At 38.7% G+C, this 26649-nt stretch carries 28 protein-coding genes and 1 pseudogene; 13 read left to right on the top strand and 16 right to left on the bottom strand.

Annotation, left to right across the window (positions count from 1 at the left end; translation table 11 throughout):
- Positions 1-90 precede the first annotated feature (90 nt).
- The 5 genes from HX129_RS15990 (at position 91) to HX129_RS15970 (ending at position 6726) form a co-directional block, all read left to right on the top strand.
- The gene (locus HX129_RS15990) at positions 91-1041 is read left to right on the top strand and encodes an SDR family oxidoreductase (protein ID WP_286435020.1); all 951 of its coding nucleotides are present in this window, start codon (positions 91-93) and stop codon (positions 1039-1041) included.
- Entirely contained in the window at positions 1038-2651 is a 1614-nt protein-coding gene (locus HX129_RS15985) for an acyl-CoA carboxylase subunit beta (protein ID WP_286435021.1), read from the top strand. Before HX129_RS15990 ends, HX129_RS15985 begins: the two co-directional genes overlap by 4 nt.
- A 65-nt stretch (positions 2652-2716) precedes the next feature.
- On the top strand, positions 2717-3874 hold the full coding sequence (locus HX129_RS15980; RefSeq protein ID WP_107008102.1) for an acyl-CoA dehydrogenase family protein: 1158 nt from the start codon (positions 2717-2719) through the stop codon (positions 3872-3874).
- Between the two features lie 11 nt (positions 3875-3885).
- Positions 3886-4722, top strand: coding sequence for an enoyl-CoA hydratase/isomerase family protein (locus HX129_RS15975; RefSeq protein WP_180045624.1), 837 nt, complete (start codon positions 3886-3888; stop codon positions 4720-4722).
- A 54-nt stretch (positions 4723-4776) separates the two neighbouring features.
- Positions 4777-6726: an acetyl/propionyl/methylcrotonyl-CoA carboxylase subunit alpha gene (locus HX129_RS15970; protein WP_286435022.1), complete on the top strand. Its 1950-nt coding sequence runs from the start codon at positions 4777-4779 to the stop codon at positions 6724-6726.
- 58 nt (positions 6727-6784) lie between these two features.
- Here the strand turns inward: HX129_RS15970 and HX129_RS15965 are convergent, their stop codons facing one another.
- The 6 genes from HX129_RS15965 to HX129_RS15940 form a co-directional block, all read right to left on the bottom strand.
- Positions 6785-7198: a roadblock/LC7 domain-containing protein gene (locus HX129_RS15965; protein ID WP_130074991.1), complete on the bottom strand. Its 414-nt coding sequence runs from the start codon at positions 7196-7198 to the stop codon at positions 6785-6787.
- A 10-nt stretch (positions 7199-7208) separates the two neighbouring features.
- Positions 7209-7742, bottom strand: a complete 534-nt coding sequence (locus tag HX129_RS15960; RefSeq protein ID WP_130074992.1) for a GTP-binding protein — start codon at positions 7740-7742, stop codon at positions 7209-7211.
- Positions 7743-7753: 11 nt separating this feature from the next.
- On the bottom strand, positions 7754-8731 hold the full coding sequence (locus tag HX129_RS15955; protein WP_180045626.1) for a hypothetical protein: 978 nt from the start codon (positions 8729-8731) through the stop codon (positions 7754-7756).
- Positions 8732-9164: 433 nt separating this feature from the next.
- The gene (locus HX129_RS15950; RefSeq protein WP_286435023.1) at positions 9165-9824 is read right to left on the bottom strand and encodes a hypothetical protein; all 660 of its coding nucleotides are present in this window, start codon (positions 9822-9824) and stop codon (positions 9165-9167) included.
- Positions 9825-9840: 16 nt separating this feature from the next.
- Complete coding sequence (locus tag HX129_RS15945) at positions 9841-10281, bottom strand: ClpXP protease specificity-enhancing factor (RefSeq protein WP_130074995.1); 441 nt, start codon at positions 10279-10281, stop codon at positions 9841-9843.
- Positions 10282-10293: 12 nt separating this feature from the next.
- Positions 10294-10947, bottom strand: coding sequence for a glutathione S-transferase N-terminal domain-containing protein (locus HX129_RS15940; RefSeq protein ID WP_286435024.1), 654 nt, complete (start codon positions 10945-10947; stop codon positions 10294-10296).
- 128 nt (positions 10948-11075) lie between these two features.
- Between HX129_RS15940 and HX129_RS15935 the strand changes: the two genes are divergently transcribed.
- Positions 11076-11375 (top strand): hypothetical protein, encoded by a 300-nt coding sequence (locus tag HX129_RS15935; protein WP_286435025.1) that lies wholly within the window; start codon positions 11076-11078, stop codon positions 11373-11375.
- A 30-nt stretch (positions 11376-11405) separates the two neighbouring features.
- Positions 11406-11645: a hypothetical protein gene (locus HX129_RS15930; protein ID WP_130074998.1), complete on the top strand. Its 240-nt coding sequence runs from the start codon at positions 11406-11408 to the stop codon at positions 11643-11645.
- Positions 11646-11993: 348 nt separating this feature from the next.
- Here the strand turns inward: HX129_RS15930 and rpsI are convergent, their stop codons facing one another.
- Together rpsI and rplM are read right to left on the bottom strand one after the other, a co-directional pair.
- Positions 11994-12380, bottom strand: a complete 387-nt coding sequence (gene rpsI / locus HX129_RS15925) for a 30S ribosomal protein S9 (RefSeq protein ID WP_068886068.1) — start codon at positions 12378-12380, stop codon at positions 11994-11996.
- Between the two features lie 12 nt (positions 12381-12392).
- Positions 12393-12821: a 50S ribosomal protein L13 gene (gene rplM / locus HX129_RS15920; RefSeq protein WP_004722943.1), complete on the bottom strand. Its 429-nt coding sequence runs from the start codon at positions 12819-12821 to the stop codon at positions 12393-12395.
- Between the two features lie 382 nt (positions 12822-13203).
- On the opposite strand from rplM, the gene pdxA reads away from it, so the two are divergent.
- The 3 genes from pdxA to HX129_RS15905 are packed head-to-tail and all read left to right on the top strand — an operon-like array spanning position 13204 to position 15866.
- A complete protein-coding gene (gene pdxA, locus HX129_RS15915; RefSeq protein ID WP_174493673.1) occupies positions 13204-14172 on the top strand; it encodes a 4-hydroxythreonine-4-phosphate dehydrogenase PdxA in 969 nt (322 codons plus the stop codon).
- Between the two features lie 20 nt (positions 14173-14192).
- Positions 14193-15005 carry a 16S rRNA (adenine(1518)-N(6)/adenine(1519)-N(6))-dimethyltransferase RsmA gene (rsmA, locus tag HX129_RS15910; RefSeq protein WP_130075001.1) on the top strand — a complete coding sequence of 271 codons (813 nt, stop codon included), beginning with the start codon at positions 14193-14195 and terminating at the stop codon, positions 15003-15005.
- Between the two features lie 3 nt (positions 15006-15008).
- On the top strand, positions 15009-15866 hold the full coding sequence (locus HX129_RS15905) for a symmetrical bis(5'-nucleosyl)-tetraphosphatase (protein ID WP_286435027.1): 858 nt from the start codon (positions 15009-15011) through the stop codon (positions 15864-15866).
- 72 nt (positions 15867-15938) lie between these two features.
- Here HX129_RS15905 and HX129_RS15900 read toward each other — a convergent pair whose 3' ends face one another.
- The 5 genes from HX129_RS15900 to hflX all read right to left on the bottom strand — a co-directional run bounded on the left by HX129_RS15900 (position 15939) and on the right by hflX (position 19766).
- Positions 15939-16388 (bottom strand): DUF2147 domain-containing protein, encoded by a 450-nt coding sequence (locus HX129_RS15900; protein WP_286435028.1) that lies wholly within the window; start codon positions 16386-16388, stop codon positions 15939-15941.
- A 277-nt stretch (positions 16389-16665) separates the two neighbouring features.
- Positions 16666-17115, bottom strand: coding sequence for a DUF2147 domain-containing protein (locus HX129_RS15895; protein ID WP_174493670.1), 450 nt, complete (start codon positions 17113-17115; stop codon positions 16666-16668).
- Positions 17116-17338: 223 nt separating this feature from the next.
- On the bottom strand, positions 17339-18007 hold the full coding sequence (locus tag HX129_RS15890) for an LrgB family protein (RefSeq protein WP_286435029.1): 669 nt from the start codon (positions 18005-18007) through the stop codon (positions 17339-17341).
- A gap of 10 nt (positions 18008-18017) precedes the next feature.
- Positions 18018-18389 (bottom strand): hypothetical protein, encoded by a 372-nt coding sequence (locus HX129_RS15885; RefSeq protein ID WP_286435030.1) that lies wholly within the window; start codon positions 18387-18389, stop codon positions 18018-18020.
- A 45-nt stretch (positions 18390-18434) separates the two neighbouring features.
- Positions 18435-19766 carry a ribosome rescue GTPase HflX gene (hflX, locus tag HX129_RS15880; protein ID WP_286435031.1) on the bottom strand — a complete coding sequence of 444 codons (1332 nt, stop codon included), beginning with the start codon at positions 19764-19766 and terminating at the stop codon, positions 18435-18437.
- Positions 19767-20174: 408 nt separating this feature from the next.
- Between hflX and HX129_RS15875 the strand changes: the two genes are divergently transcribed.
- A complete protein-coding gene (locus HX129_RS15875; RefSeq protein WP_130075041.1) occupies positions 20175-20972 on the top strand; it encodes a lysophospholipid acyltransferase family protein in 798 nt (265 codons plus the stop codon).
- Positions 20973-21042: 70 nt separating this feature from the next.
- On the opposite strand, the gene HX129_RS15870 is transcribed toward HX129_RS15875, so the two are convergent.
- Entirely contained in the window at positions 21043-22677 is a 1635-nt protein-coding gene (locus HX129_RS15870; protein WP_286435032.1) for a phospholipase D family protein, read from the bottom strand.
- A gap of 96 nt (positions 22678-22773) precedes the next feature.
- Here HX129_RS15870 and HX129_RS15865 point away from each other — a divergent pair, with 96 nt between their 5' ends.
- Positions 22774-23784: a metallophosphoesterase gene (locus HX129_RS15865; RefSeq protein ID WP_130075009.1), complete on the top strand. Its 1011-nt coding sequence runs from the start codon at positions 22774-22776 to the stop codon at positions 23782-23784.
- Between the two features lie 275 nt (positions 23785-24059).
- Here the strand turns inward: HX129_RS15865 and HX129_RS15860 are convergent, their stop codons facing one another.
- Both HX129_RS15860 and trhA read right to left on the bottom strand, forming a co-directional pair.
- On the bottom strand, positions 24060-25373 hold the full coding sequence (locus HX129_RS15860; RefSeq protein WP_130075010.1) for an MFS transporter: 1314 nt from the start codon (positions 25371-25373) through the stop codon (positions 24060-24062).
- A gap of 139 nt (positions 25374-25512) precedes the next feature.
- The gene (gene trhA, locus HX129_RS15855; protein ID WP_165353100.1) at positions 25513-26154 is read right to left on the bottom strand and encodes a PAQR family membrane homeostasis protein TrhA; all 642 of its coding nucleotides are present in this window, start codon (positions 26152-26154) and stop codon (positions 25513-25515) included.
- 100 nt (positions 26155-26254) lie between these two features.
- Between trhA and HX129_RS15850 the strand changes: the two are divergent.
- Positions 26255-26572, top strand: a pseudogene (locus HX129_RS15850) (methyltransferase); the annotation flags it as partial.
- Positions 26573-26649: the final 77 nt, after the last annotated feature.

Here is a 26649-nt window from a genome sequence, read left to right as displayed (position 1 = left end):
GGAAGTCAAAGAAAACACATTGGAAATAACCTTTCCCTGACCCTCTCCTAAGAGGAGAGGGGATTTAAGAAAACAAATTGGAAATAAAAAATGCATTATCACTCAATATTTAGATCAGATGCTTTTCAGGACAAAGTCGTTATTGTGACAGGTGGTGGCTCAGGCATCGGGCGTTGTACTGCACATGAGTTGGCGGCATTGGGTGCGCAAGTGGTGATCACAGGACGCAAAATTGAAAAATTGGAAAAAGTCAGTGCTGAAATCACGGAAGATGGTGGCAAGGTTCATTTTATCGTTTGTGATAACCGTGAAGAACAGCAAGTCAAAAACATGATTGCCGAAGTGCTTGAAAAATTCGGCAAGCTCGATGGCTTGGTGAATAACGCGGGCGGTCAATTTCCGTCAAATTTAGAAGGCATCTCAGCAAATGGTTTTGATGCAGTGGTACGTAATAACCTGCATTCAACATTTTACTTAATGAAAGAAGCCTATAACCAATGGATGGCAAAACATGGCGGTAGTATCGTCAATATGGCGGCAGACATGTGGGGTGGAATGCCGGGGATGGGGCATTCAGGTGCAGCACGTTCAGGCGTGGATAATCTGACCAAAACGGCTGCGGTTGAATGGGGACATTCAGGCGTTCGAGTCAACTGTGTTGCACCGGGATGGATTGTGTCATCGGGCATGGACAATTATTCGGGTGATTTTGCCAAATTTATTATTCCAAGTCTTGCTGGTAATGTGCCTTTAAAACGTATGGGTACGGAGTCAGAAATTTCATCGGCAATTGTTTATTTACTTTCAGAAGCAGCAGGTTTTATTTCAGGGGTAACACTACGAGTGGATGGTGCAGCTTCACAAGGTACACGAATGTATCCACTGGCTGATGCAACCAATAGTGTCTCGTTCAATGGTTTCCATCGTGCCTTTATACCAGATGTATTAAAAGATGAGCTTGGAAAAGTAGAGCAACGCTCTACCCAAGCGCAAGAGCAGAAGCCAACACAACACAATAAATCTACAGGGGAAAATTCATGACGATTCTCCAATCTGAAATTGCTGTGGGTAGTGAACAATATGAACAAAATAAGGCAACACTTTTAGCTCAAATTGCCGAAGTTCGTGCTGTGCAAAATAAGAGTATTGAAAAATCTTATGCCGCCAAACCGAAGTTTGATAAACGCGGTAAAATTTTACCGCATGAACGTGTTCGCCTTATTTTAGATGCAGATTCACCTTTCGTAGAGTTATGCAGTTTAGTTGGCTATGGCATGCATGATGATAAAGATGGTTCAGATGCAGGTGGGGGAATTCTTGCAGGCATTGGTTTTGTCAGTGGTGTACGTTGTTTAGTCACAGCAAGCAATAGCGCTATTAAAGGGGGCACAATTTCCCCGATGGGTGTCCGTAAAACGCTACGTATCCAAGAAATTGCCATGAAGCAGAAACTTCCTGTCGTGGCTTTAACTGAAAGTGGTGGGGCAAACCTAACCTATGCGGCAGAAGTATTTACTGATGGTGGTAAAACTTTTGCTAATCAAGCACGTATGTCAGCAATGGGTATTCCGCAGATTTCTGTGGTACATGGTAATGCTACAGCAGGCGGTGCCTACCAACCGGGTTTATCGGATTACGTCATTTCAGTGCGTAAAAAGACCGAGATGTTTTTAGCTGGACCACCTTTGTTATTGGCTGCAACAGGTGAAGTGGCAAGTGCTGAAGAATTGGGTGGTGCTGAAATGCATGCTCAAGTTGCAGGTACTGCAGAATATTTAGCTGAAAATGATGCTGATGGTTTACGAATCGCGCGTGAAGTTCTTGAACATTTGAATTGGAAGGAACAAACGCATTCACTGAGTGAAAGTTATAAAGAACCGCGTTACGCCATTGAAGAACTACTGGGCATTATTCCCACTGATCCAAAGCAACCTTTAGAGATGAAAGAGATTATTGCCCGTCTGGTCGATGATTCAGACTTTCTCGAGTTTAAACAAGAATACGACTCACATACGGTATGTGGATGGTCAAAAATCGGTGGCTTGAATATTGGCATCATAACTAACAATGGCCCAATTACCACACAAGGCGCTGCAAAGGCGGCACAATTTATTCATCTTTGTGAGCAGACACAGCGACCGTTATTATTTTTGCATAACACCACAGGTTTTATGGTGGGAACAGATGCGGAGCAGAACGGTATTATTAAACATGGTTCGAAATTGATCCAAGCAGTAGCTAATTGTACCGTTCCAAAAGTATCTATAGTCGCGCATGGTTCTTATGGTGCAGGAAACTATGCGATGTGTGGTCGCCCTTTAGATCCAGACTTTATTTTTGCATGGCCAAATTCTCATGTCGCTGTGATGGGTTCTGCACAGGCAGGTAAGGTTCTACGTATTGTGGCTGAAGAAAAGCAAAAAGCTGCGGGTATGGAACCCAATGCACAAATGTTAGATTTTCTAGAACAAAGTACAGCGGTCAAATTAGAGCAGCAATCTACGGCTTTATTTAATACGGCCATGCTGCATGATGATGGCATTATTGACCCACGAGACACACGTAAAGTACTTATTTTTCTATTTAAAACAATTTATGAGTCAAGAACCCGTCAATTGAATGCATCAAAATTTGGCGTATCCAGATTTTAAAAATCAAAAATTGATCGTTGAAAAACGATGATATGGAACAGTAAAAATAAATTTAGGACAAAACAATGAAATTTACTCCAGAACATGAAGCACTACGCCGTACCACACGCCAGTTTGTTGAAACTGAACTGAATCCATTCATTCCAACATGGGAAGCGGAAGGTATTTTTCCGATTCACGATGTATTTAAAAAAATGTCAGATTTGGGTTTATTGGGCATTTGTAAACCTGAAGAAAATGGTGGTTTAGGTTTGGATTATTCTTATAACCTCGTGGTTGCAGAAGAGTTGGGACGAGCGGCATGTGGTGGTGTCCCGCTTGCGATTGGTGTGCAAACCGATATGGCAACACCTGCTTTAGCACGTTTTGGCAGTAAAGAATTACGAGATGAATTCTTAACACCTGCGATTGCGGGTGAGTATGTGGCCTCGATTGCAGTTTCAGAAGTGCATGCAGGTTCAGACGTTGCAGCCATTAAAACCACAGCAAAAAAAGACGGTGATGATTACATCATCAACGGGAGCAAGATGTGGATCACCAATTCACTGCAAGCAGATTTCTTCTGTTTACTTGCGAATACATCTGACGATAAACCGCATGTCAATAAATCGATGATTATTGTCCCTGCAAAAAGTGCTGGGATCAGTTTTTCAGAGCCATTAAATAAATTGGGAATGCGTTCAACCACAACTGCTCAAGTCTATTTTGACAATGTCCGTGTTCCACAACGTAACTTGGTGGGCGCTGAAGGCATGGGCTTTATGATGCAGATGATGCAATTCCAAGAAGAACGTATGTGGGCAGCAGCCAATGCCATTGGTGGTTTGGAGCATGTGATTAAACAAACCATTGAATATACCAAAGAGCGCACCACATTCGGTCAACCGTTGATTAATAACCAATATGTACATTTCCGTTTTGCAGAAATGATGACGGAAGTCGAAGCTTTACGTGCCTTGACCTATCGTGCCTGTCAGATTCATTTGGAAGGTGGCAATGCCACTGAAATTGCATCTATGGCAAAGCTCAAAGCAGGGCGTTTAACCCGTGAAGTGGCTGATAGTTGTTTACAGTTTTGGGGGGGTAATGGTTTTATGTGGGACAACCCTGCGTCGCAACTGTATCGTGATGGTCGTTTAGGTTCAATTGGTGGTGGTGCAGATGAAATCATGCTCGGCATTATTTGTAAATTGATGGATATTTTGCCGTCAAAGCGTAAATAAGGAGAATGCGTATGACACTTTCAGCCGCTCTCACTTCGCAACAATTTGATGACAGTATTGAACTGGAACAAGAGGGAAGTATTTTAAGCGTGTGGCTCAACCGACCAGAAAGTCGTAATGCCATGAGTTTAAATATGGTCAAAACTATTCAACAAGTGTTTAAAGCCATTGAAAATGATCTTTCGATCCGTGCGGTGATTCTACGTGGTAAAGGTGGACATTTTTGCGCAGGGGGTGACATCAAAGACATGGCGCAACTGCGTGGCGAAGCTGCCAGTGCAGGTTCAAACCAACCTTATGCAGATTTTAACCGTCAATTTGGTTACATGATTGAACAGGTCGATCAAGCACCACAAACAGTGGTGGCTGTGCTTGAAGGTGCGGTTTTGGGTGGTGGTTTTGGTTTGGCATGTGTGTCTGATATCGCCATTAGTCTTACTGATGCAAAGTTTGGTTTGCCCGAAACAGGTTTGGGCGTCATTCCTGCACAGATTGCGCCTTTTGTGGTGAAACGCATCGGTTTAACGCAAGCACGTCGTTTGGCATTATTGGGCAATCGCTTTGAAGGACAGACAGCGCTTAAAGTGGGTGTGGTGCATGAAGTGGCAGATCATCTTGCCGATTTAGAAATTTTATTGGCTGAAACCATTCAGCAAATCAAACGCACAGCACCGCATGCTTCTCGTGTTACCAAAGCGTTATTGCATCGTACATTGAATGAGCCACTCAACAGTTTGTTGGATGATGCCGCGCAACAATTTGCCAATGCGGTAGGTAGTGAAGAAGGCATGGAAGGTACCATGGCATTTATTCAAAAACGCAATCCAAGTTGGTTTGATGGTGGGTAATTCACATCCAAACTTATAGAACAAAATATAAAACCAAGAATAGGGAAAACGAGAATGGCATTTTCAAAAGTATTGGTGGCGAATCGTGGTGAAATTGCTGTTCGCGTGATGAAAACAGCACAAGCAATGGGCTATGAAACTGTAGCGGTGTATTCCGATGCAGACCGTCATGCACGGCATGTGCAAGTTGCCGATGAAGCTGTATATATCGGAGCTTCAAAAGTTTCAGAATCCTATTTGTCGATTCAAAATATTATCGAAGCCTGTAAAAAAACTGGTGCTGATGCAGTGCATCCTGGTTATGGATTTTTGTCTGAAAATACAGAATTTGCAGCAGCATGTGCTGAAAATGGCATCACCTTTATTGGACCACCCGCGCCTGCAATTGAATTGATGGGCAGTAAGCGTCTTTCAAAAATCGCGATGATTCAAGCAGGTGTGCCATGTGTACCAGGTTATGAGGGCGATCAGCAAAAGATTGAGCATTTGGAACAGCAAGCTAATCAAATTGGTTATCCATTGATGGTCAAAGCCTCGGCAGGCGGTGGCGGGCGAGGCATGCGTTTGGTACAAAGCTCAGCGGACATCGTCGAAGCATTGAAAACAGCACGTTCTGAAGCAGAAAATGCCTTTGGTTCAGGTGAGCTCATTCTTGAAAAAGCGGTGATCGCACCACGTCATGTGGAAATTCAAGTCTTTGGTGATACGCATGGTAATTATGTCTATCTCTTTGAACGTGATTGTTCGATTCAACGGCGTCATCAAAAAGTCGTGGAAGAAGCACCGTGTCCTGTCATGACTGAAACTTTACGTCAGCAAATGGGTGAGGCAGCCGTTGCCGCAGCGCGTTCATGTGATTATGTCGGTGCAGGAACAGTTGAGTTTTTACTTGACCAATCAGGTGAATTTTATTTTTTAGAAATGAATACTCGCTTACAGGTTGAGCATCCTGTAACAGAACTGATTACAGGGCTTGATCTGGTCGAGTGGCAACTCCGAGTTGCTAATGGTGAGACATTGCCCTTACAACAATCTGAGTTGACGTTGACAGGTCATGCGATAGAAGTGCGTTTATATGCCGAAGATCCACGTCAGGACTTTTTACCACAAACAGGGCAAGTACAGCGTTGGTTGCCTGCGGATTTACCGAATGTCCGAATTGATCATGGTTTATTGAGCCAAGATGAAATCAGCCCATTCTATGATCCGATGGTGGCAAAAGTCATTGCTTATGGAAAAACTCGTCAGGATGCGATTCGTCTTTTGGCACGAGCAGTCAATGATTGTGTGTTGTTAGGGGTAAATAGCAATAAGCAATTTTTGGTGAATTTATTAAAGCATCCAATTATTGTCCAAGGTGATACCAATACCGCTTTTATCCAAGAATATTTTCAAGATGATGTAAGCTTACATAAGCAAACTTTGGGCTTAGAGCATTTGGCGGTGAGCGCAGCATTATTCACCAATGCCTCAAGCAATCGTAGTTGGAATACAGGGATCGCTTTGTCGTTGCCATTAAAGCTCAAACATGATGATCAACAATTACAGCTTTTGGTGAAACGTGATCAAAATCAGGTTGAAGTTGAAATTTGCGGTCAGATTTTTACAATCCAAGTTCTTGAGCAAACTGCACAAAAATTGATTTACACTGCAAATGGTGTACGCCGTTCAATTGACTATGTTTTGGATGGTCATCGTCTGTACTTAGATGCAGTCAATGGCAATATTAGTATTGAAAATGTTACTTATGCAGTACCTGAAACGTCTGATGCGGCAGGGGATGGCAAGATCCGTGCGCCGATGGATGGTTCAATGATTAATATTTTGGTGAATGTTGGTGATACGGTAACAAAAGGTCAGACTTTAATTGTATTAGAAGCGATGAAAATTCAGCAACAGATTAAATCAGATGGTGATGGTGTTGTTCAGGAAATCATTGCACAAATTGGTCAACAGGTGAAAAAGCGCCAAGTTTTACTAAATATTGCATTTGCTACACAATAAAGATTGATCGAAGCGCAAAATAAAAGCCATTTCACTTGAAATGGCTTTTAAAAATGATTTATGAACTATGTGCTGCAATATTATTGCTCGCTGTTTTTAGATTATAAAGTAATTGTCCTAATAAAATATCTTTTGCGGCTAAAGTGACTAAAACCATGGGATGTTTTGCAGCAGGGACAGCAGTTAAAACTGCTTTACCATTTTCTGCATCAAGCGTAATACTATTACAACCGACCAATTCGATTTCACCTAAAAAAGCGCTGACCATGGCTAAAATAGAACTACTGACAGCTGCAAGTTTGCTTGAGTTATAGGTGTTTTTGCGATACACCGAGCATAATTCAAAACCATCGGTTGAACATGCCATAATGAAATCAATTCCTTTTACATTCATTAAAACATCATGAATTTCGGCTTTGGTAAAATCGATTAATTCATCTGGCGCACTACGTTGTTCAGCGATATTCAGCATTCTATTCTCTCTATAAATATTTAATTTCTAACGTGGTAATAACGGTTTCAAGTAACATGAGCACATCATCTTTTTGGCGAGCATCGACAAAAAATAATGGATAATTCAAATTGTTTTCGATGAGCCAAGTGCGGTATTTGTGGCTAGAAATGTCTGTATTTTTATCTAAATGACTAATACCAATCACAATGTTATCATCATATTTTTTGAAAATATCGACATAATATTGAAGTTCTTCAAGGCTGTTAGGGTTGCTATGGTCAATCAAAATAATGGTGCCTATCGCACCTTGACAGATGACGCCCCACATAAAGTCAAAGCGACCTTGCCCAGGTGTGCCATATAACCCAATTTTGTTCCCATCTTCAAGGGTAATCTCACCATAATCAATACCTACGGTAGTATTAAGTTTCTGATGGCGTTCTTGGTCAGTATTATATGCTTCGGTCGCTAAAACAGGAATTTCAGATAATGCTTTGATCGCTTCGGTTTTTCCTGCCCCCATTGAACCTGCAAAAACAATTTTATATTTTTGAATAATCATCGGTGATGTTCCTAAAAGCCGAATCGACGTTTTAATTTACCGAAAAAGCTACGTAAACCATTCACGTCTTGTTGCTGAGTTTCATTCTTTGTTGTTTGATCAAATTGGCATGCCTTAGCATTGACCAGCTCAGCATTATGTATTGCCAGATTGGCATTGATGAAACGTTGGACAATTTGGATATCGATTCCCAATTTATTTGCCACGTGTTGTACTTCCGCGCCTTGAATAAAACAGGCAGAAAGCTGCAAAATTAATTTACGATCTGTACGTGTAGGCTGAGGCCAAAATTTAAGCTTGAAATGTGCGGATGCGTGAGGAAGTATACATAAGTCTGTCGAATTCCACAGTAATTCAAAGAGCCAATTTTCTAAATTCAGTTGTTGTTTACGTGAAACAGCCGAAAAATCCTCAATCGTTGCGGATGCATATTGCAATGAGCCATCGGTATGTGGAAGCATCCGCTTTGGGTTAATCCAAGCAACATGCATATGATGATCAATCACTGCTAAGCTACCAAGCTGATCGAAAAGATGTACTTTTCTTTGTAAATCATGATAAATTTCAGCAATATATTGCACATTTAAAAGAGGAAAATCATGCCGTAAAGGTACTAGAGTTTCGTTTGTTTCTAAAGGCGCTTCCACAACAATATTGTGTCGATCTAAAACATGAGTTTGAATCCAATTCTTTAAAATCTGTGAATCTTGTACAGGTAAAAATAAAGTATTGTCTTGAATTGAGCCTTGGGTCAAATTATCTTTAGATATTTTTAAATATGCTAAATTATTGGAAAAAATAATTTTCTGGATGTTTTCAGTTTCAAAAAAAAATTCATGAATAAAGACAAGGTGAATCTCAGGGTCATTCATTTTACCCCAATGGATGTCAATAGATGATGGAATGACTTCACGTAATTTTGCTTTTAGTTTTTCAGTTGTAATTAAGCCAAGACCTGAAATTGCGATATTGATACGAGCTTTATTCATAATATCACTTTAAGGAAAAGTTAAAAAACGTACAATATCTTGAAATCTAAAATAGTGATAAAACCGTTTAACCAACCAAAGCATTGTTAATGTGTCAATGTTTTATTTTGTGTTTTAAGTCACGTTTCTTTGCAGTATGTGATCTTAAGCTACATTTATTTAAAAATCAAAGATATAATATGTATTTATTATATTGAATATAGTATTTAAAGCAATAAAATTTACTGACTATTTTTTTATTTTTCAGTTTAACTGAGTAATGTCTTTTTTTATTTTAGATAAACTCAATATTTTAAAATATTCCAAAATATTTTTGCCGCAAACACAACCAATTTTTGAAAAAATACAATTGTAAAATAAATATAACAACTGCAATGCTGAAATAGACAATATTGCAGTTGTATATTTCTGAAGTCCTGTAAAAAGAATTCAATTAAGCAAATGCGAATTGTAGTGCTTCAAATAAAATCCAAAGTACCACCAATGCAACAATTGGTTCACAGACTTTTGCCCAAGTTGGATTGATTGCTGTCACAGGTTTTACAGCTAAAACTTCAGCTTGAGTGTGCTCTTTTTGCGTATTCACCATTTGATTAAACTCCTTCATTGTCTCATCTAATGATAGCTTTTCTTGCATGATAGGTTTAGAACCTATGAGCACTTTTAGGTTATTGGTTGACCAAACCCAATCTTCGGCTTGACCTGAGAGATGTTCTATTTGACCTAAGATTAATTCACGTAGACCTCTTTTGCCAAAACTACCCGTTTCATCTAACTGTTTTAACTCTTTGAGTTGTAACTCCAAAATTTCAATTGTGGCATGTTCTAGGTCAGGTTTCGTGAGTTGTGATTGATTATGTGAGGATGTTGTCAAATGCCGTGCAATTTCTTGCAGATATAAATGATCTACATTTTGAATTTCTTGATAGACCACATCCTCTTTTTGTTCCCAAAGATTAACTAATTTTCCTAAAGTTAATGCATTAATTTCTAATAAATAATTCTTTCTTTCTTCAGGAGGATACTGGTTTAAAAGCTGAGGCTTTTGAATCTTAATCTGCTCAGCAAAGTATTGTACGAGATCAAAAGCCATCGAATGCTCCTTTATTCTATTCTAAAATTCTTAAACTTGGTTTTTTCTTTGGTGTTTCGTCCGTTGTTTCGGATGTCTCTGTAGTATTTGATTTTAAAGCATCTTCATTAATTTGCACATTGGCATATTCGTCAGGATCAAAGAATAAACCTTGTCCATTTTCGCGAGCATACAAACCTAATACTGCATTCATGGGTACATAAATATCTTTAGGCACACCACCAAAACGTGCGGAGAATGTGACGGCATCATTGCTCATATTAAGCATATGTACAGCGTGTGGCACGATATTCAGGACAATTTGACCATCTTGTACAAATTGAGTTGGGACATCGGTATAGGGTTGTGTTGCATCCACTAACAGATAAGGTGTTAGATGATTATCACAAATCCACTCATAAATCGCACGTGCAAGATATGGGCGAGTAGGGGTTAAGTTTAATTCTGGTTCAGACATGAGAAATTTACTCTATTCTTTGGCTAAAAATTCTTGAAAGCGATTCTTTTCTTGAAGGGTCATGGACTTCAAAAAACTAGGTCGATTAAAAATTCTTTGGCAATATAATAAAATTGGACGGCATTGCTGCTTTGGTAACTCAATTCCCATTTGTCTTAACCGTATGAAAATTGGTGCTAACATGCAATCTAAAATTGTAAAGTGTTCAGACATAAAATATGGAAAATGCTGAAACAGAGGCGTTAATGAAATCAATGTATCACACAATTGTTTTTGTGCTTTTTTCTGTGCATCTATATTTAAGGTGTCTGGATGGCGCAGCATAATGTCTGCGAGTTTGAGCCAATCTTGCTCAAAACGCCAAATATATTGACGTTGTTCAGAACGCGGAGCGGGCGCATCTGCATACAATTTATTTTGACGATAACGGTCATCAATATATTCAGAAATAATCGCCGTATTAAACAGTTTTAAATCATTTTCGATGAGCATGGGTAATTGATTATAAGGATTTAAGCTGGCTAAATCTTCATCATCCTCGTCAACAATAATCAGATTATGTTTAATTTGTTTTTCGGTCAGAACAAAGCGTACCCAATGCGAGCGAAAATCATCTGCATGACTATAAAGTGTAATCCCTTGCAATTGTGTGTTTTCGAGGTTCATATTCCAAAAACTGAGCGACGTGAATAGGATAGGATACTAAAATTAGACAATAAAATCATCTGCCGTTGAGCGCTTTAAGTCTAGTATCAGTCTACAAGTTTGGATTTATAAAAATAGGAATGTAGAGAATGTTAAATAAAATCATGCGCAGACATTTATATTTTAGCTGGATTGTGACATTTCTACTGAGTGCGTGTAGTGGTGTTTCAAGCTCAAAACCAGCTGAAATGACACAAGTCGCAAGACCAACTACAGCAGATATGATGGATAATGTAAAACAAAAATATGAACTTACCGATGCTTGTGCAGGAATTGAAAATTGTACTGTAGCAGTGCCATGTGAAGAGAATCCTCATGCCGATGAATGTTATTCTAGCCCAGCACAACCTGAGTTCCCTGGTGGAGATGCACATGTAAGCAATGATTAATTTTAATTTATTTGTCAAAAAAAGAATGTAATGGACTCGATAAAAATATTCATTTTTTTATTTATTTTGATTGGATGTATTGGGCTTGGGACAGCCAATATCTATTTCAATCAAGCTTTCTGGCGCAGTGAGGAGTTGTGGTTAGATGACGATGATTTTGATGAAGATGTTGAGCGCTGGATGCAATATGGCACTCTTGCTTACAAAACTTGTATTTTAAGTTTTATCGTTGCGGGTATTTTAGGTGTCGTATATTGGTATGTCGGTTAGATGACTAAATTAGAAATAAAATTAGAAAATTTGTACTGCATTTAAGAGAAAATAGCGAATGCAATTGATCACATTAGCCAAGTTACTGTTTTTAATTGCTGTAGTTTTCATGGGAGTCGGCTTTTATACTGCATTCTGCATATCAATCTGATGCCGATTTTGGTGAGGAATATCCACAAGATCGGTGGAAAGAATTATTCTGTAAAATAATGATCTTTCTGAGCCTAATCTGCTTGCTTTGTAGTTTAGGACTCTTTGTGTACCAAATTTTGACAGATTTAAATATAATTTAAGTCATAAAAAAGCCTTGGAAAATCCAAGGCCTTTTTGTCCGATTCGGTAAACGAATTAACGTTTAGAGAATTGAGGACGTTTACGCGCTTTACGTAAACCAAGTTTCTTACGTTCAACTTCACGAGCATCACGAGTAACGAAACCAGCTTGACGAAGAGCAGGTTTTAAAGTTTCGTCAGCAGCGATCAATGCACGAGTAATACCATGACGGATTGCGCCAGCTTGACCACCGATACCACCACCAGCAACAGTGATGTAAAGGTCATATTTGTTAGTCGCTTCTAAAAGCTCAAGTGGTTGGTTAACAACCATACGTGCAGTTTCACGACCAAAGTACTGTTCAAGAGTACGGTTATTGATTACGAGTTTACCAGTACCAGCTGATAGGAAAACACGTGCAGTTGCGGTCTTACGGCGACCTGTACCATAATTAGTAGCCATGTGCTGTATCCCTTAGATGTCCAAAACTTGTGGCTGTTGAGCAGTATGTGGATGCTCAGTACCAGCGTACACTTTCATCTTCTTGATCATTGCATAACCAAGAGGACCTTTTGGCAACATGCCTTTTACAGCACGTTCAAAGATTTCTTCTGGTTTGTGAGCAACTAATTTTTCGAAATTAGTTTCACGGATACCACCAGGGAAACCAGTGTGGCGATAGTATTTCTTATCAAGTGATTTTTTACCAGTCACTTGTACTTGTTCAGCATTGATCACAACGATGTAGTCACCAGTGTCAACGTGAGGAGTATAAGAAGTTTTGTGTTTACCGCGTAAACGACGAGCGATTTCAGTCGCAAGGCGACCTAAAGTTTTGCCAGAAGCATCAACAACGTACCAGTCGTGTTGAACTTCAGCAGGCTTAGCGCTGAGAGTTTTCATTAAACCACTACCTATTATAGTTGGTTTGGACTATGGAATCTGTCCAAACAAAAGGAGCGCGAATTCTACCTGAAACTTGAAGAATCCACAATCGAAATCTAATATTTCAAGCGCATTATTATATTGAGTGCTGATTAAAAATGCAAAGTTTAGTTCAAGGTATTTTGTACATGGTCATTGTGAAAGAATATGTCTGGCATCCTTTAGTAAGGATGAATATTTTTGGATAAAATATTGAGCTGAATTAAAACATTAGACTGACATTCAAATCAATACGTTGCTAGTCATAGTGATCTAGATGGAATAGATCAATAAAGTAAAATTTTCAAATGAAAATACTTTTCCCGCTTATAATAAAGCAAATGCAATGGGTGTAATGAAAATGCTTCCTTTATATATCACTAGTGGTGAGCCTGCAGGCATTGGTCCTGATATTTGTCTGAGTCTTGCAGAGCGTGTTGATGAGCGACCAATTGTAGTATTGGCGGATATCAATATGTTGCGTGATCGTGCCGAAATTTTAAAACAAGAGATACAGATCATTGAATATATGGGGCAAAAAGATTCATCCACGCAAGGTCAACTCTATGTTGAGCATGTGCCTTTATATGAAGATGTTGTACTCGGACAATTAAATCCTAAAAATTCAGCCTATGTATTAGAACAATTACATCGTTCAGCCTATTATGCTCTACAAGGTCAAAGCGTTGGGGTAGCCACTGCACCTGTACAAAAGTCAGTGATCAATGATGCTGGGATTCATTTCAGTGGTCATACTGAGTATTATCAAGAATGTGCAGAAGTTGACCGTGTCGTGATGATGTTAGCCACTAAAACATTACGTGTGGCATTGGCAACAACCCATTTAGCACTGCGTGACGTTGCAGATGCGATTACCAAAGAAAGATTACATCAAGTAATCGACATTTTGATTCATGATTTAAAAACCAAATTTAAAATTGAACATCCTAATATTCTGGTGTGTGGGCTTAATCCCCATGCAGGTGAGGGCGGGTATTTAGGGCATGAAGAAATAGATACGATTAACCCTGTGCTTGAAAGCTATCGGGTACAGGGTGTCAACATGAGTTTAAGTCTACCTGCTGATACTTTATTTACCCCTGAGCATTTAAAAGATGCTGATGCAGTATTGGCAATGTATCACGATCAGGGTTTACCTGTGTTAAAATCACAAGGATTCGGTGAAGCGATTAATATTACTTTAGGCTTACCATTTATTCGTACCTCTGTCGATCACGGTACAGCACTCTCCCTTGCAGGCACAGGACAGGCAAAAAGTTCTAGCTTAAATGTTGCTGTTGACCTTGCACTTGATTTGGCAAGACACTAATTCACGTTGGAAAATATTTTATGTATCAAATTAATGCCTTAAACCCAAAAGATGAAGGGCATCACACGCGGAAGCGTTTTGGACAAAACTTTTTACACGACCAACGTGTGATTGCCAAAATTGTACGTTCTGTTGCACCGCGTTCAGGGGACAATATTGTTGAAATTGGTCCCGGTCTTGCGGCATTAACATCGCCTTTGATTGGTGAATGCGATGCTTTGACTGTGGTTGAGCTTGACCGTGATTTGGCGGCAGGTTTACCGGGTCGAGTACCTCATCCTGAACGTTTGACCATTATTGAAACTGATGCCTTGAAATATGATTTCACTGAACTTTTTCAGGAAAATCGTCCTTTACGCGTGGTGGGGAATCTCCCTTATAATATTTCAACTCCGCTTTTATTCCATCTCTTAGAGTTTGGTGACAAAGTCAAAGACATGCATTTTATGCTGCAAAAAGAAGTGGTTGATCGTATTACTGCTTCGCCAAATACGAAAGAATATGGACGTTTGTCTGTCATGATTCAGTATTTTTGTAAGCCAACATTTTTATTTGAAGTGCCGCCAGGTTCATTCAATCCACCACCTAAAGTCACCTCTGCGGTATTTCGTTTGGAACCTTATGCCAATAAACCAATTGTGGCGAAAAATGAAAAAGCATTGGCTCGTTTAGTTTCTCATGTCTTTACTCAGCGCCGTAAAACTTTACGTAATAGTTTAAAAGGTATGCTTGTTGAAAATGGTTTTGAAAATGCAGGTGTAGATCCAATGGCGCGCCCTGAAACTTTAACATTGGCACAATTCGTTGCTTTGTCTGATCAAATGGTGGCTTAACTGATGACCCGTGCAATTCGATATAACTATGTGATTGGTGATGTACAAGGCTGTTTTGAAGCTTTGAAAATGTTGCTAAAAGAAATCCAATTTGATTCAGATCAAGATTTTATTTGGTTCGCAGGTGATCTGATTGCACGTGGTGAAAACTCAGTGGGTGCGATTCGTTTTATCAAGAAATTGTGTGAGCGTGGTGCAGCTGCAACAGTATTGGGAAATCATGATCTAAATCTTTTGGCTGTCGCACGTGGCATTAAAAAACTCAAAGAAAAAGATCGTATTGACGATGTGATTCATGCGCTTGAAAGTGATGAGTTGATTGAATGGTTACGACGACAACCTTTGTGTTTATTTCCGAATGATCAGACCATTTTAACTCATGCAGGAATTCCACATATTTGGGATGCAGCTCAAACAGCTCAATATGCCAAAGAAGTTGAGGCGGTAATTTCGCATGAGGATTTTGCTGTTTTAGATGCGTTCTTACAAGAGATGTATGGCGCTGAACCTGATGTCTGGTCAGAGGATTTACAAGGTCAAGCTCGCCTACGTTGTATCACCAATTATTTGACTCGTATGCGTTTAACTGACGTACAAGGACGTTTAGAGTTTAGTTTTAAAGATGCTTTGGATGAGCCGATGCCTAAAGGTTTTCAACCTTGGTTTGACTATGCGTCAAAGGCTGCGCAAACACATCAAATCATTTTTGGGCATTGGGCTGCATTACAAGGTAAAACCATCAATAAACCCAATCAGAAACAGATTCAAAATGTAGATGGTGGTTGTGTTTGGGGGCATCAATTGATCGCTTATCGTTTGGAAGACCAGCAAAGCTTTAAAGTAAATAATCCAATGTTTTAACCACAGTTAAACAGATCAAAATGAAAAAACGGAGCCATCTTTTGAGATGGCTTCGTTTTATTTTAAGTATGATTATTCAACACGTACCCAAGTTTGACTGCGTCCTAAAATAGATGTTCCTAAATAACCTCTTAGACGTAACATTTTACCAGTTTGGTTTAATTTGGCTTTTAGGCGATATATTTTTCCTGTTAAAGGATCAATGATTTTACCCTGATCATAATCTTTGTCTTGAATATGTTTTAACCCTGTAATGAGGTTTAAACCTAATACAGGTTTATTGGTATAGGGTGCAGGACAGTTCACACATAATTCTTTTGGTGTATAACCAGGTCGAGGTGTAATTTTAATAATCGTTCCCGTATAAGCACCACTACTGTCTTTTTTAAATGCAATTTGTGCTTTGGCTTCACCTGACTGATCATCAATTTGTTGCCATATGCCTGTAATATCCTGTGCAAAGAGGCTAGAGTGGGTGCAAAGTCCGATTAATAGTGCAGCAATTTTTATTTGAATTTTCATCTTACTTTCCTTGATATAAAAATTCGTTGATGTAAATATCCCACGATATTTCAGCAATTTTTTGTGTATATTTCAAGTGTTGAAAGCACACTAAAATGTATTGAAGTTGCCAATGAAAGTACGAAATGAATATAGGATGAAGAATTGATATAAAAGGTAGTCACTATTATTTTGAGTTGAATAATATGAAAGTAAACGATCCATATAAATATCCTTGTTTATATGGATTTAAAAAATAATGTTTAACTACTTTTGCTGCTTGATAGAACCTGCAAGATTAATTTACACGTATCCATGTTTGACTACGTCCAATGGTCGAAAAGCCATAATAGCCACGAATATTCAACTTACTTCCATTTTGTGAAAGCTTTGCTTTTAGGCTGTATAAACGACCACTGTTTGGATCTAAAATTTTGCCATTTTCATATTCATAGTCATTGATACGTTTTAAGTTGGTAATTGCTTTCAGACCTAAAATAGGCTTGTTGGTATAGGGTGCAGGGCAGTTGACGCATATTTCTTTAGGTTGATAACCGACACGTGGCGTCACTTTGGTAATGATGCCGTAATATGTGCCATTTTGATCTTTTTTAATTTCTACAATGCCTTTAGGCGAGCCTGTTTTATCGTCAATGCTTTGCCAAGACCCTGTAATATCTTGTGCAAAAATTGTGCTGCTTAGACAAGTTAGAAGACACGCTGCAATCCAATTTACTGTATTTTTCATGATATTTTTCTCTTTTACATTGTATTTTCAATTGTTGAATAAAGACACAATTTATAGGGTGAGTTTGCCATATTTATTAAATATTGAGCAATTACTATTTAAAAAATATGATTTATTTCACAATATTTTATCAAAAGTGACATTTTTTGTTAATTTATAAAAATGAAAACGAACGTAAAAAAAGAGATTGTATAGAAACAATCTCTTTTAAATGAATTATTCATTATTGAATAAATAAGATAAAACTAGGTAGCCAAATGGCCGTGAAGACTGCATTGACTGCCATACCAAAGGCAGCATATCGACCAGCAACTGCGCCACGTTGCCAAGCTTGCGCTGTTCCAATCGCGTGTGCAGCCAAGCCAAGTGCTAAGCCAGATGCACGCTCATCATTGATATTGCGAAGGATAATAGATGAAAATGCAGCCCCAATCACCCCAGATAAAATCACAATCAAAATTACCATGGACACAGGTGAGTGCAAGAGTGTGGCAATATTAATTGCAATCGGTGTGGTCACTGCACGTGTCGCAAATGCCATGATAGTGGGTTCAGACATGTGGAGTAAATAAGCCAACCCCATAGGTAAAGCTACGGCACTGATACTCGCAAAAACCAAAATGCCGACGACAGATTTAATCGGTAAGTCATCATAACGCATGGCTGCTAAAGGAATGGCAAGCGCAACAGTGACATAACCTAAGAGATGACTGAAAATCCCATTCATTTGTGTATTGTATTGTTCATACGGAATTTTAAAGAGCATTAAAATACCAATGACAAAGAACATGGCAATGACCAATAAAGGGACTTGTGGAAATTTTTTGTTAATTGGTTTAGCTGCCAAATATGCGGTAAGCGTAATCAAAAATCCTGTTAAAATACTGAGCATTGTCATCTCCTTATAACCATTTTTTTGCCATTTTTGCATAGACCCAAAGTGGAATAAGGGTACTGACAAACATGACTAATAAAAATAAAGGGATTTCTTTGCCCATGCTCACAAGCATCAGTAATGAACCTGCACAAATGGGTAGAAAAGCAAAACCACTTTCCTTCATGAGTTTGTTGTTGGTGTCAACTAAGCGAGATGGAATTTTTTTAAATCGACGCCAAATGACGAGAATCAGTAAAAGACTCAGTAAGCCTGTGAGGTTGCCGAGTTCAGGATGATTAAATTGCCCCATGATCCACACTGATGCTTCTCGAAAGAAAATGATCAGGGCGATGGTAGCGATCCATGCGAGCCAATCTATATTTTTGAACAAGTCCATGCTATTTTTTAATCAACTTAATTTATCTTTCACGTTTTAACTCATTCAGCGCTTAATTTCAAATTCTTCTAAAGGTCTTGCAAACTGTTGTGCTTTATCACCTAAAATTTGAACGATTGGTAAATGCGCTTGTTTAATGAGTTGCTCAAGTTTATAGGGTGCAATATTTACTTCTAAAAGTAATTGACCATTTTCATCGTAATTTTCAGATTGAATTACATTCAAGGCATAAAGTTGATTACGTAATTTGCCATATTCAGGTTTCAGGACAAGGTGAAAATTTTGGAGCTGTCCCATTAAGCATTCTTGTACCGCTTTACGCAGTAAGTCTAAACCTTGTCCTGTATGTGCAGAGACATAGACTCGGTCAGGTTGGTGAGGTCGCGCATAAATGATTTTGGCATCTTCACCCGATTGGTCAATTTTGTTATAGACTTTTAAAATAGGGACATCGACGCCAATTTCTTTGAGTACAATTTCTACCGCCTCAATTTGCTCAAGCATATCAGGGCTACTCGAATCAATCACATGCAGCAGTAGACTGGCTTGTAAGGTTTCTTCGAGGGTCGCTTTAAAAGATTCAACGAGGGCATGAGCAAGATTACGGACAAAACCTACGGTATCAGCAAGGACTAGTGTCCCGATGCCATCCCAATCTAAGCGTCGGAGTGTCGGGTCAAGGGTGGCAAATAATTGGTCTGCAGCATAGACATCGCTATTTGCTAAAATATTGAATAATGTCGATTTCCCTGCATTGGTATAGCCGACCAAAGACACGGTTGGAATGGCTGCTTTTTGTCGTGCTGCTCGTCCTTGGCTACGTGTTTTACGCACTTTTTCTAAACGATCTTTGAGCTGATCCATACGAATACGTAATAAACGGCGATCTGTTTCTAAAATCGTTTCACCTGGACCACGCAGCCCGATCCCCCCTTTTTGACTGTCGAGGTTACTGTGACGGCGAACAAGGCGAGATGAAAGATGATCAAGCTGAGCCAATTCAACTTGGAGTTTGCCTTCATGGGTACGAGCACGTTGTGCAAAAATATCTAAGATTAGACCTGTGCGGTCAATCACACGACATTTTAAAATATTTTCTAAATTACGTTCTTGTGCAGGGGAAAGGGCATGATCAAAAATGACCAATTCAATGTCTAAAGCTTCAACTTGTGCTGCAATTTCTTCAGCTTTGCCTGAGCCGATAAAGAACTTAGGGTCGGGTTTAATGCGTTGTACATGCAAATGTTCTAAAATTTCTGCACCTGCGGATTTGGCTAATAATCGAAATTCCTCATGATCGATATCATCTAAAATTTGTACGGCGACACTGACTAAGATTGTTCGTTCATTGATTGGTGTTCGATTTGCATATTCCACAGATATTTAGACTCTCAAATAGATTGATTTCAATCCATTCTAAAGTAATTTCTGATAAAAAATGCAGTTATTGTTAAAGAAGTGCAATAAAAATTTTAGAAAGTAGAACCAAACTGCCACAATATAAAACAACATAACCCAGTAGTTTCCTAAATGAAAATTTGATGTCAAGATGCTGTGAAATAGCGCTATTTTTACTGAGTTGCATTTGCTTTTTATGCCTTCTTTTTGATCACTTAATGCTTGAATTTTAGGATAAACAGGTGTAGATAAAAATGAGCTTAAGTTATCTAATTGTTGTGTTTATATGATCAATGCAACTTCTTGTATATGTGGTATACAATACGTACAAATGAATTTGATTAATACTGATTTTAGTGAGCAACTATGCCGCAACAACAGACAAATATGACCTTACCGTCAGACGCAACTAAGAAATTAAATCTATTTTCGAAAACTTTTTTATATAGCAAAAAACTCATCAAAGGCACAGCAGTTGTCTCAGAAGGTTTCTATTTGGTTTTTCGCCATCAACTCTATAAAGATCCCAATAATTCGAATAATACACGTTATGTGCAGTATTTCTGTCGCCGTCTTGCCGAGGTTTTTAATGTCGATGTTCATGTGCATGGGACAATTCCACGCGAGCCTGCTTTATGGGTAAGTAATCATATTTCATGGTTAGATATCGCCGTTTTAGGCTCAGGTGCACGGGTGTTCTTTTTGGCAAAGGCTGAAATTGAAAATTGGCCGATTTTGGGCACTTTGGCAAAAGGGGGCGGCACACTCTTTATTAAGCGTGGTTCAGGCGATTCGATTCGTATTCGTGAACAGATCGCAAAATTTTTAAGTCAAAATGTGCCTGTGTTATTTTTCCCTGAAGCGACCACAACAGATGGTACACGAGTAAAGAAAGTGCATGGACGTATTTTGGGCGCAGCGATTGAAGCGCAAAAACCTGTGCAAGCTTGTGTGATTTGTTATGTAAATCAACAAGGTCAATTAGACACAGTTGTGCCCTTTATTGGCGAAGAAACATTTATCGATAATGTTCAAGCTGTATTAGAAATGCCAAAAGTGACCGCACATTTACGTGCGTTACCGTTGATTTCTACGGAAGGGCATACGGTGGAAACCTTGACGAAATTGGTTCAGGAAAAGATGCAAGAAGGTTTGGCTCAGTTGCAAAAAGAAGTGTTGGGTTAGTTTTTAGCGCATGCGATTAAAAAATCTGATTGATCGCTCAATCAGATTTTTTTTAGTACATCTTTTATTTTTACATAAAGCCTTCAATCGGCAACCATGAAATAATTTTCACACCTGCTTTTTGCCACCATTTCATTTTCGGTTCTTTACGAATGGTTCGAATTTCGGTCGGTGTGCTACGAATCCAATGAATTTTCTCTTGCGAGTTCAGCACCAATTTATAGGCATATTTAGTCAGGTTTTTATCCATGGTTGAATGTACAGCCTGTGCTAAGGATGGGCTATTTAAAATCACGCCAATTTCAGTATTTAAATTGGCAGAACGTGGATCAAAATTAAAAGAACCAATAAAGACTTGTTTATCATCTAATGCCATGAGTTTGGCATGTAGGCTAGAACGACTTAAACCTTTTAAACTCACTTTGGTTTCTTTGGAGAGCTTTTTAATATTTTCATCGAGTTCTTGTTCAGGAATTGCAGGTAAAAACTCATATAACTCCACACCATTTTTCAGTAAGTTTTCTCGATATTTTGCATAGAATGCATGGACTAAAGCGACATCATTGGCTTTAAATGAATTGGTGAGTACACGAACTTGTACGCCTTTTTGTGCCAATTCAATCAGGCGCTCTTCACCTTCTTTTTGTGGCACGAAATAAGCAGAAACAAGATCTACACTTTGTTCAGGTTTTTCTAAATGCGTCAGCATTTGAAAGTTGAGATGTTCTTCTTTTTTTGCTTTAGATTTAATTTTGTCAGGAGCATCTTTAATGACTTCTGCTTTGACCCAATCGAGCTGAATGTGGTGATTTAACCAATTGTCAAAATCATGAGAATGTGAACTGAGGTTCATATAATTTTGCGTGGTGATTTCTTCATAATGTTGGGTCAGTTGTTGTTTGAGTCCTTCATAACGCAAGGTATATTTTTTGTGGCTAACAATGTCACGCACAGGAAAAGCATATTCGTGGTTCCAATATTCATCAAAAGAGTGATTAATATCTTCAACCGCTTTACCGACCAACATGACATCAACATCAGAGAACTGATAATTGTCGCTGATATTGTAATATTGGTTACTCATATTTCGTCCACCAATCAAACTAATTTGTTGGTCGGCAGTAAAGGTTTTATTGTGCATACGGCGATTGATACGTTTTAAATCGATCACCATGTCAAGTGGGCGAAATGAACGAAAGCGGTAGGGGTTAAACAGTTTGACATCAATATTAGGGTGTTGATCGAGTGCTAAATAAATCGCTTCCATGTTTTGTGCGTTATTATCATCGACCAATAAGCGAACTTTGACTCCCCGATCCGCAGCTTGAATGATTTTATACAGTGCCAATGAACCGATCTTGTCATTGTCCCAAATATAATATTGTAAATCTAAAGTTTTTTCAGCTTTATCAATAAGATGAATACGTGCAGCAATCGCATCAAAAGGGTCATATAAAACATGAAAACCTGTGAGATCAGGATTTTGTGCTTTTAAAGGGTTAATGAGTTGTGCCAAAGTCGTTTGATCTGTCGGCGTGTCTTTAGCATAAACGGGAGTGATAGGGTGTTGCTGTGTAGGTAGGGTATTACACGCAGGCAAACCACATACGATAATGGCAGAAAGTAGCACCATTTTTGTATTAAAAATCTTGAGTTTGTGATGCTGTTGGTACTTTTGTCGTATCGGATTTGTGGTTTGCGTCATAATTTAATCTAAGAATTCACAGAGCTAGAGTATAATTGCCAATGTTGAAAAGATAAATAAAGTTAATCGGCGTTAGTCGCCTTTTTGAGATTCAGTATGTGGATGACAGATTCAATCATTTTTTACTTTTTCCTCTGCTTTGCCTTGGTTGCAATTTGGGGTGTGGCACAGGCTTGGATTAGTCAATCACGTACCGAAACGATTCATCCCTTTAAATCTTTCGTCCATTTGCTCGCATTCTACCTATCTTATTTATTATTTCCGTTGTTCTTTTTTAGTTTGTATGCAGGTTGGGTTGAATATTTCTCATTGCATGAAAGTATTTTTGTTTTCTTGTTATCGAGTTTATTGATTTATGCACGTTTTATTGAACCGCATTTGGTTCGTGTCGATTATCAACATTATAAATTAAGTCCCGATCAGGCTTTTCAACGACCTTTTAAAGTGGCATTGATTGCAGACTTACATATTGGTTTATTTTCGGGACATGAGCGTCAACTCAAAATTATTGTTAAAAAAATTAATGCAGAACAGCCAGATATTGTCGTAGTTGCAGGCGATTGGACGTATGAGCCTGAAAATAAACTCGCTGAAGAATTGGCTGTTTTGAAAGAGATTCAAGCCCCTATTTATTCAGTCAATGGTAATCATGATGAGCAATATCCTGGCCCACCGATTCAAGATTTATTAGCCCATGCTTTACAGGTGAATAATGTCATTGATATTGAAGGGCAGATGGTTGAGTTTGACGATTTTCGTTTGATTGGGGTGGGGGATTTGTGGGCAGGTAAAACCGATATGCGCAGTATGCCGTTATTACCACAAGATAAACCTTGGCTGATTTTGTCACATAACCCTGATACGGTTGATATGGTGCCCAAGTTACCCACACGTCCTTTAATGCTAGCAGGGCATACACATGGGGGACAGGTGCAATTACCTTGGCTGACCAGTTATATCATGAAAAAAGTATCCATTTTGGGGCATAAAAGAGGTTTGTATCAGCATGAAAATGCAGCTGTGTTTGTCAGTGTTGGTACGGGGATGGTGGGCGTGCCTTTTCGTTTTTGTGTGCCGCCAACCATTGATATTATTGAGTTGAGTTAATATCTAAAGTTTTAGCAGAGAATGTTTGGATCAGGATTATCTTCCGAAATTTGTCGCAGAATATTTTATTGTGTAAAGACTAAAAAGCAGCAACAACTCTAAAGTTAGGTCGTTCAGTATTGACTTGAATAGATAATTCAAAAGCTAAGTCATTTGTTATTTTACTCAGCATTGAGTATTTTTTATCTTATTTGTTATTCATGATCTTAGTTGAAAAAAATTAAAGTAAATAAAAAGCCTGCATAGTTGCAGGCTTTTTATTTGGAGTAATGCGATTAGATTTGGTTATTTACATCATCATTTTTTGTTTCACGAATTGCTAAGAATGCAAGCAGTGAAAGAATCGATGCAGCCGTTAAATAATAACCCACCGCATATAAACCATAGGTTGTTGCTAGTTTCGTTGCAATCAATGGGGCAAAAGATGCACCAAAAATACCTGCAAGGTTAAAAGTCAAAGCTGAACCTGTGTAACGTACTGAAGTGGGGAAAATTTCAGACAGTACCGTACCGATTGGACCATAGGTTAAACCCATGATGGCAAGACCCGTACATAAGAAGAGAAATACGACAAAGGTATTACCAGATTCCAACATGCTTGAAAACACTAAACCAAATAATGCAGAAACAACACATACACCAATAGACGTTGCCTTACGACCAAATTTTTCTGCCAATACTGCAGAAAGAGGAATGAAAGCAGCAAAGCAAAGTGTTGCAAGTAATTGAAGTTCTAGGAATTCTGCACGAGAATAACCGAGTTTAGTCGTACCCCAGTTTAAAGCAAATACTGTCGTTAAGTAGAACACAACAAAGGTACAAATCGCAGCGATTGTACCAAGAATGAGCATTCCCCAGTGTTTAGTTAACACTTCTTTAAATGGAATGTTCACTTCTTTTTGTTTATTTAACACTTTTTGGAATGCAGGTGTTTCATGTAACTTCAAGCGAATCCAAAGACCGACGATTACCAATGCAGCACTGGCAATAAATGGAATACGCCAACCCCATTGCATAAACTCAGCTTCAGACATGAAAGCGCCAAGGGTTAAGAATGAGCCTGTTGCAAGAATAAAACCAATCGGTGCGCCGAGTTGAGGGAACATACCGTACCATGCACGTTTACCTTCAGGGGCATTTTCAGTGGCAAGTAGTACTGCACCTGACCATTCACCGCCAAGGCCAAGCCCTTGTCCTAAACGACAAAGTGCAAGTAGTAACGGTGCCATGATTCCAATTTGATGATAGGTTGGCAGTAAACCGATACAGACGGTTGAAATACCCATGGTCAGGAGGGCTGCAACTAATGTTGCTTTACGACCAATACGGTCGCCTAAATGTCCAAATAAAGCCGCACCAATTGGACGTGCAATAAAGGCAATGGCGAAAGTCGCAAGAGACTGAATCGTTGCTGTGGTCGGATCTGTACTTGCAGGGAAGAACAAATGAGGGAAGATGATGACTGCCGCAGTTGCATAAATATAAAAGTCAAAAAACTCGATTGTTGTGCCTACGAGGCTGGCAAAGAGTACACGAGTTTTTGAATTTGTCTGAACTTCGTCAGTCAGAGTCGTATTAGATGACGCCATGGTGAACCTTACACTTTTAAAAGTAAAAACTAGTTTTCTAAAGCGTAATCTTTTTAAAAAAGGCGTAATTTCTTAAAAAAACAACGAGATTAATCCAAATTTACTCGATCAGGGTCACTGATATATGAATATTTAAGGATTAAATGACGTAAAGATAGATGGCAAAGAAATGTGATCCTGCCCCGATCAAAACAAAAATATGCCAAATGGCATGGGTGTATCTTACTCTTTTTAAGGCATAAAACAATGCACCAATCGTATAAGCAAGCCCACCAATGACCAATAATTTGAGTGCGCCGCTATTTAAAAAGCGTTGCATATCATCCATCACCAGTACAGCGAGCCATCCCATTGCCAAATAAGCAATGAGCGAAATTTTCTGAAAACGATGAATGAAAAATAACTTGAAGAGTGTACCAATGGCTGCAATAACCCAAAGTGCAATTAAAAGGTAATGGGCTTTAGCTGTCGGAATAGCGATTGCAAGAAAAGGGGTATAGGTTCCTGCAATCAAATAATAAATCGCCGTATGATCGAGTTTTTTATACCATTGACGCTTTTTCTCATCGACAGAAAAATGGTAAATCGCAGAACTAGAAAATAGTAATACCATGCTGAGACCATAGACCAACAAGCCTAAAAATTGCCATGCAGGTAAATAACTGCCTTTGATGAGCATAAAAATAGTTGCAATGGCAGCACAGACAGCGCCAATCGCATGGCTAATGGCATTAATACGTTCTTCTTGTGGTGCATAGGTCTGAATCAAATTTGCATTCATACGTATCATTTTCTTAAAAATACATCTGTATAGTAATGGAGTTTTACCTTTAAAGTAAGAACATTTAAAATGACAACTTGTATCTATATGAGTTTGTACTATGTCACACGTGGCTTTGATGTCTGAGCAGGAACAAAAATTTATCAATGCTGTACAGCAAGCCATTGAAACACAAAGTTTTGAACGTTTAATTTTGAGTCAATATAAAGGTGAGTTAGCGCAGCTTGAAAAAATGACTTTTCGTATTATTTCATTACAAGATCAGTCAATGATGAGTTGTCTATATCGTTATAAAACCCAAGATGTCACGAAAAATTACGCAATAGATGAAAGTTTTACGGTCATTCAAGAACTATTTTCACAATGCAAACAGGCGAACCTATTTAGCACCGAACAAGAAATTCAACTGAAAAAAAATAACTTGGATTCTCAAATGAAGTGCAACAGAGATTAAATTATTGGAAGGAAGCAAGATGAGCTAGCATTTTGCTTCCG

This window comes from Acinetobacter sp. 251-1, from assembly GCF_030329305.1.
In the GTDB taxonomy this organism is placed as follows: Bacteria; Pseudomonadota; Gammaproteobacteria; order Pseudomonadales; family Moraxellaceae; genus Acinetobacter; species Acinetobacter piscicola_A.
The sequence above is the reverse complement of the archived record's forward strand: the minus strand, read 5'-3'. Positions and strand labels throughout refer to the sequence as shown.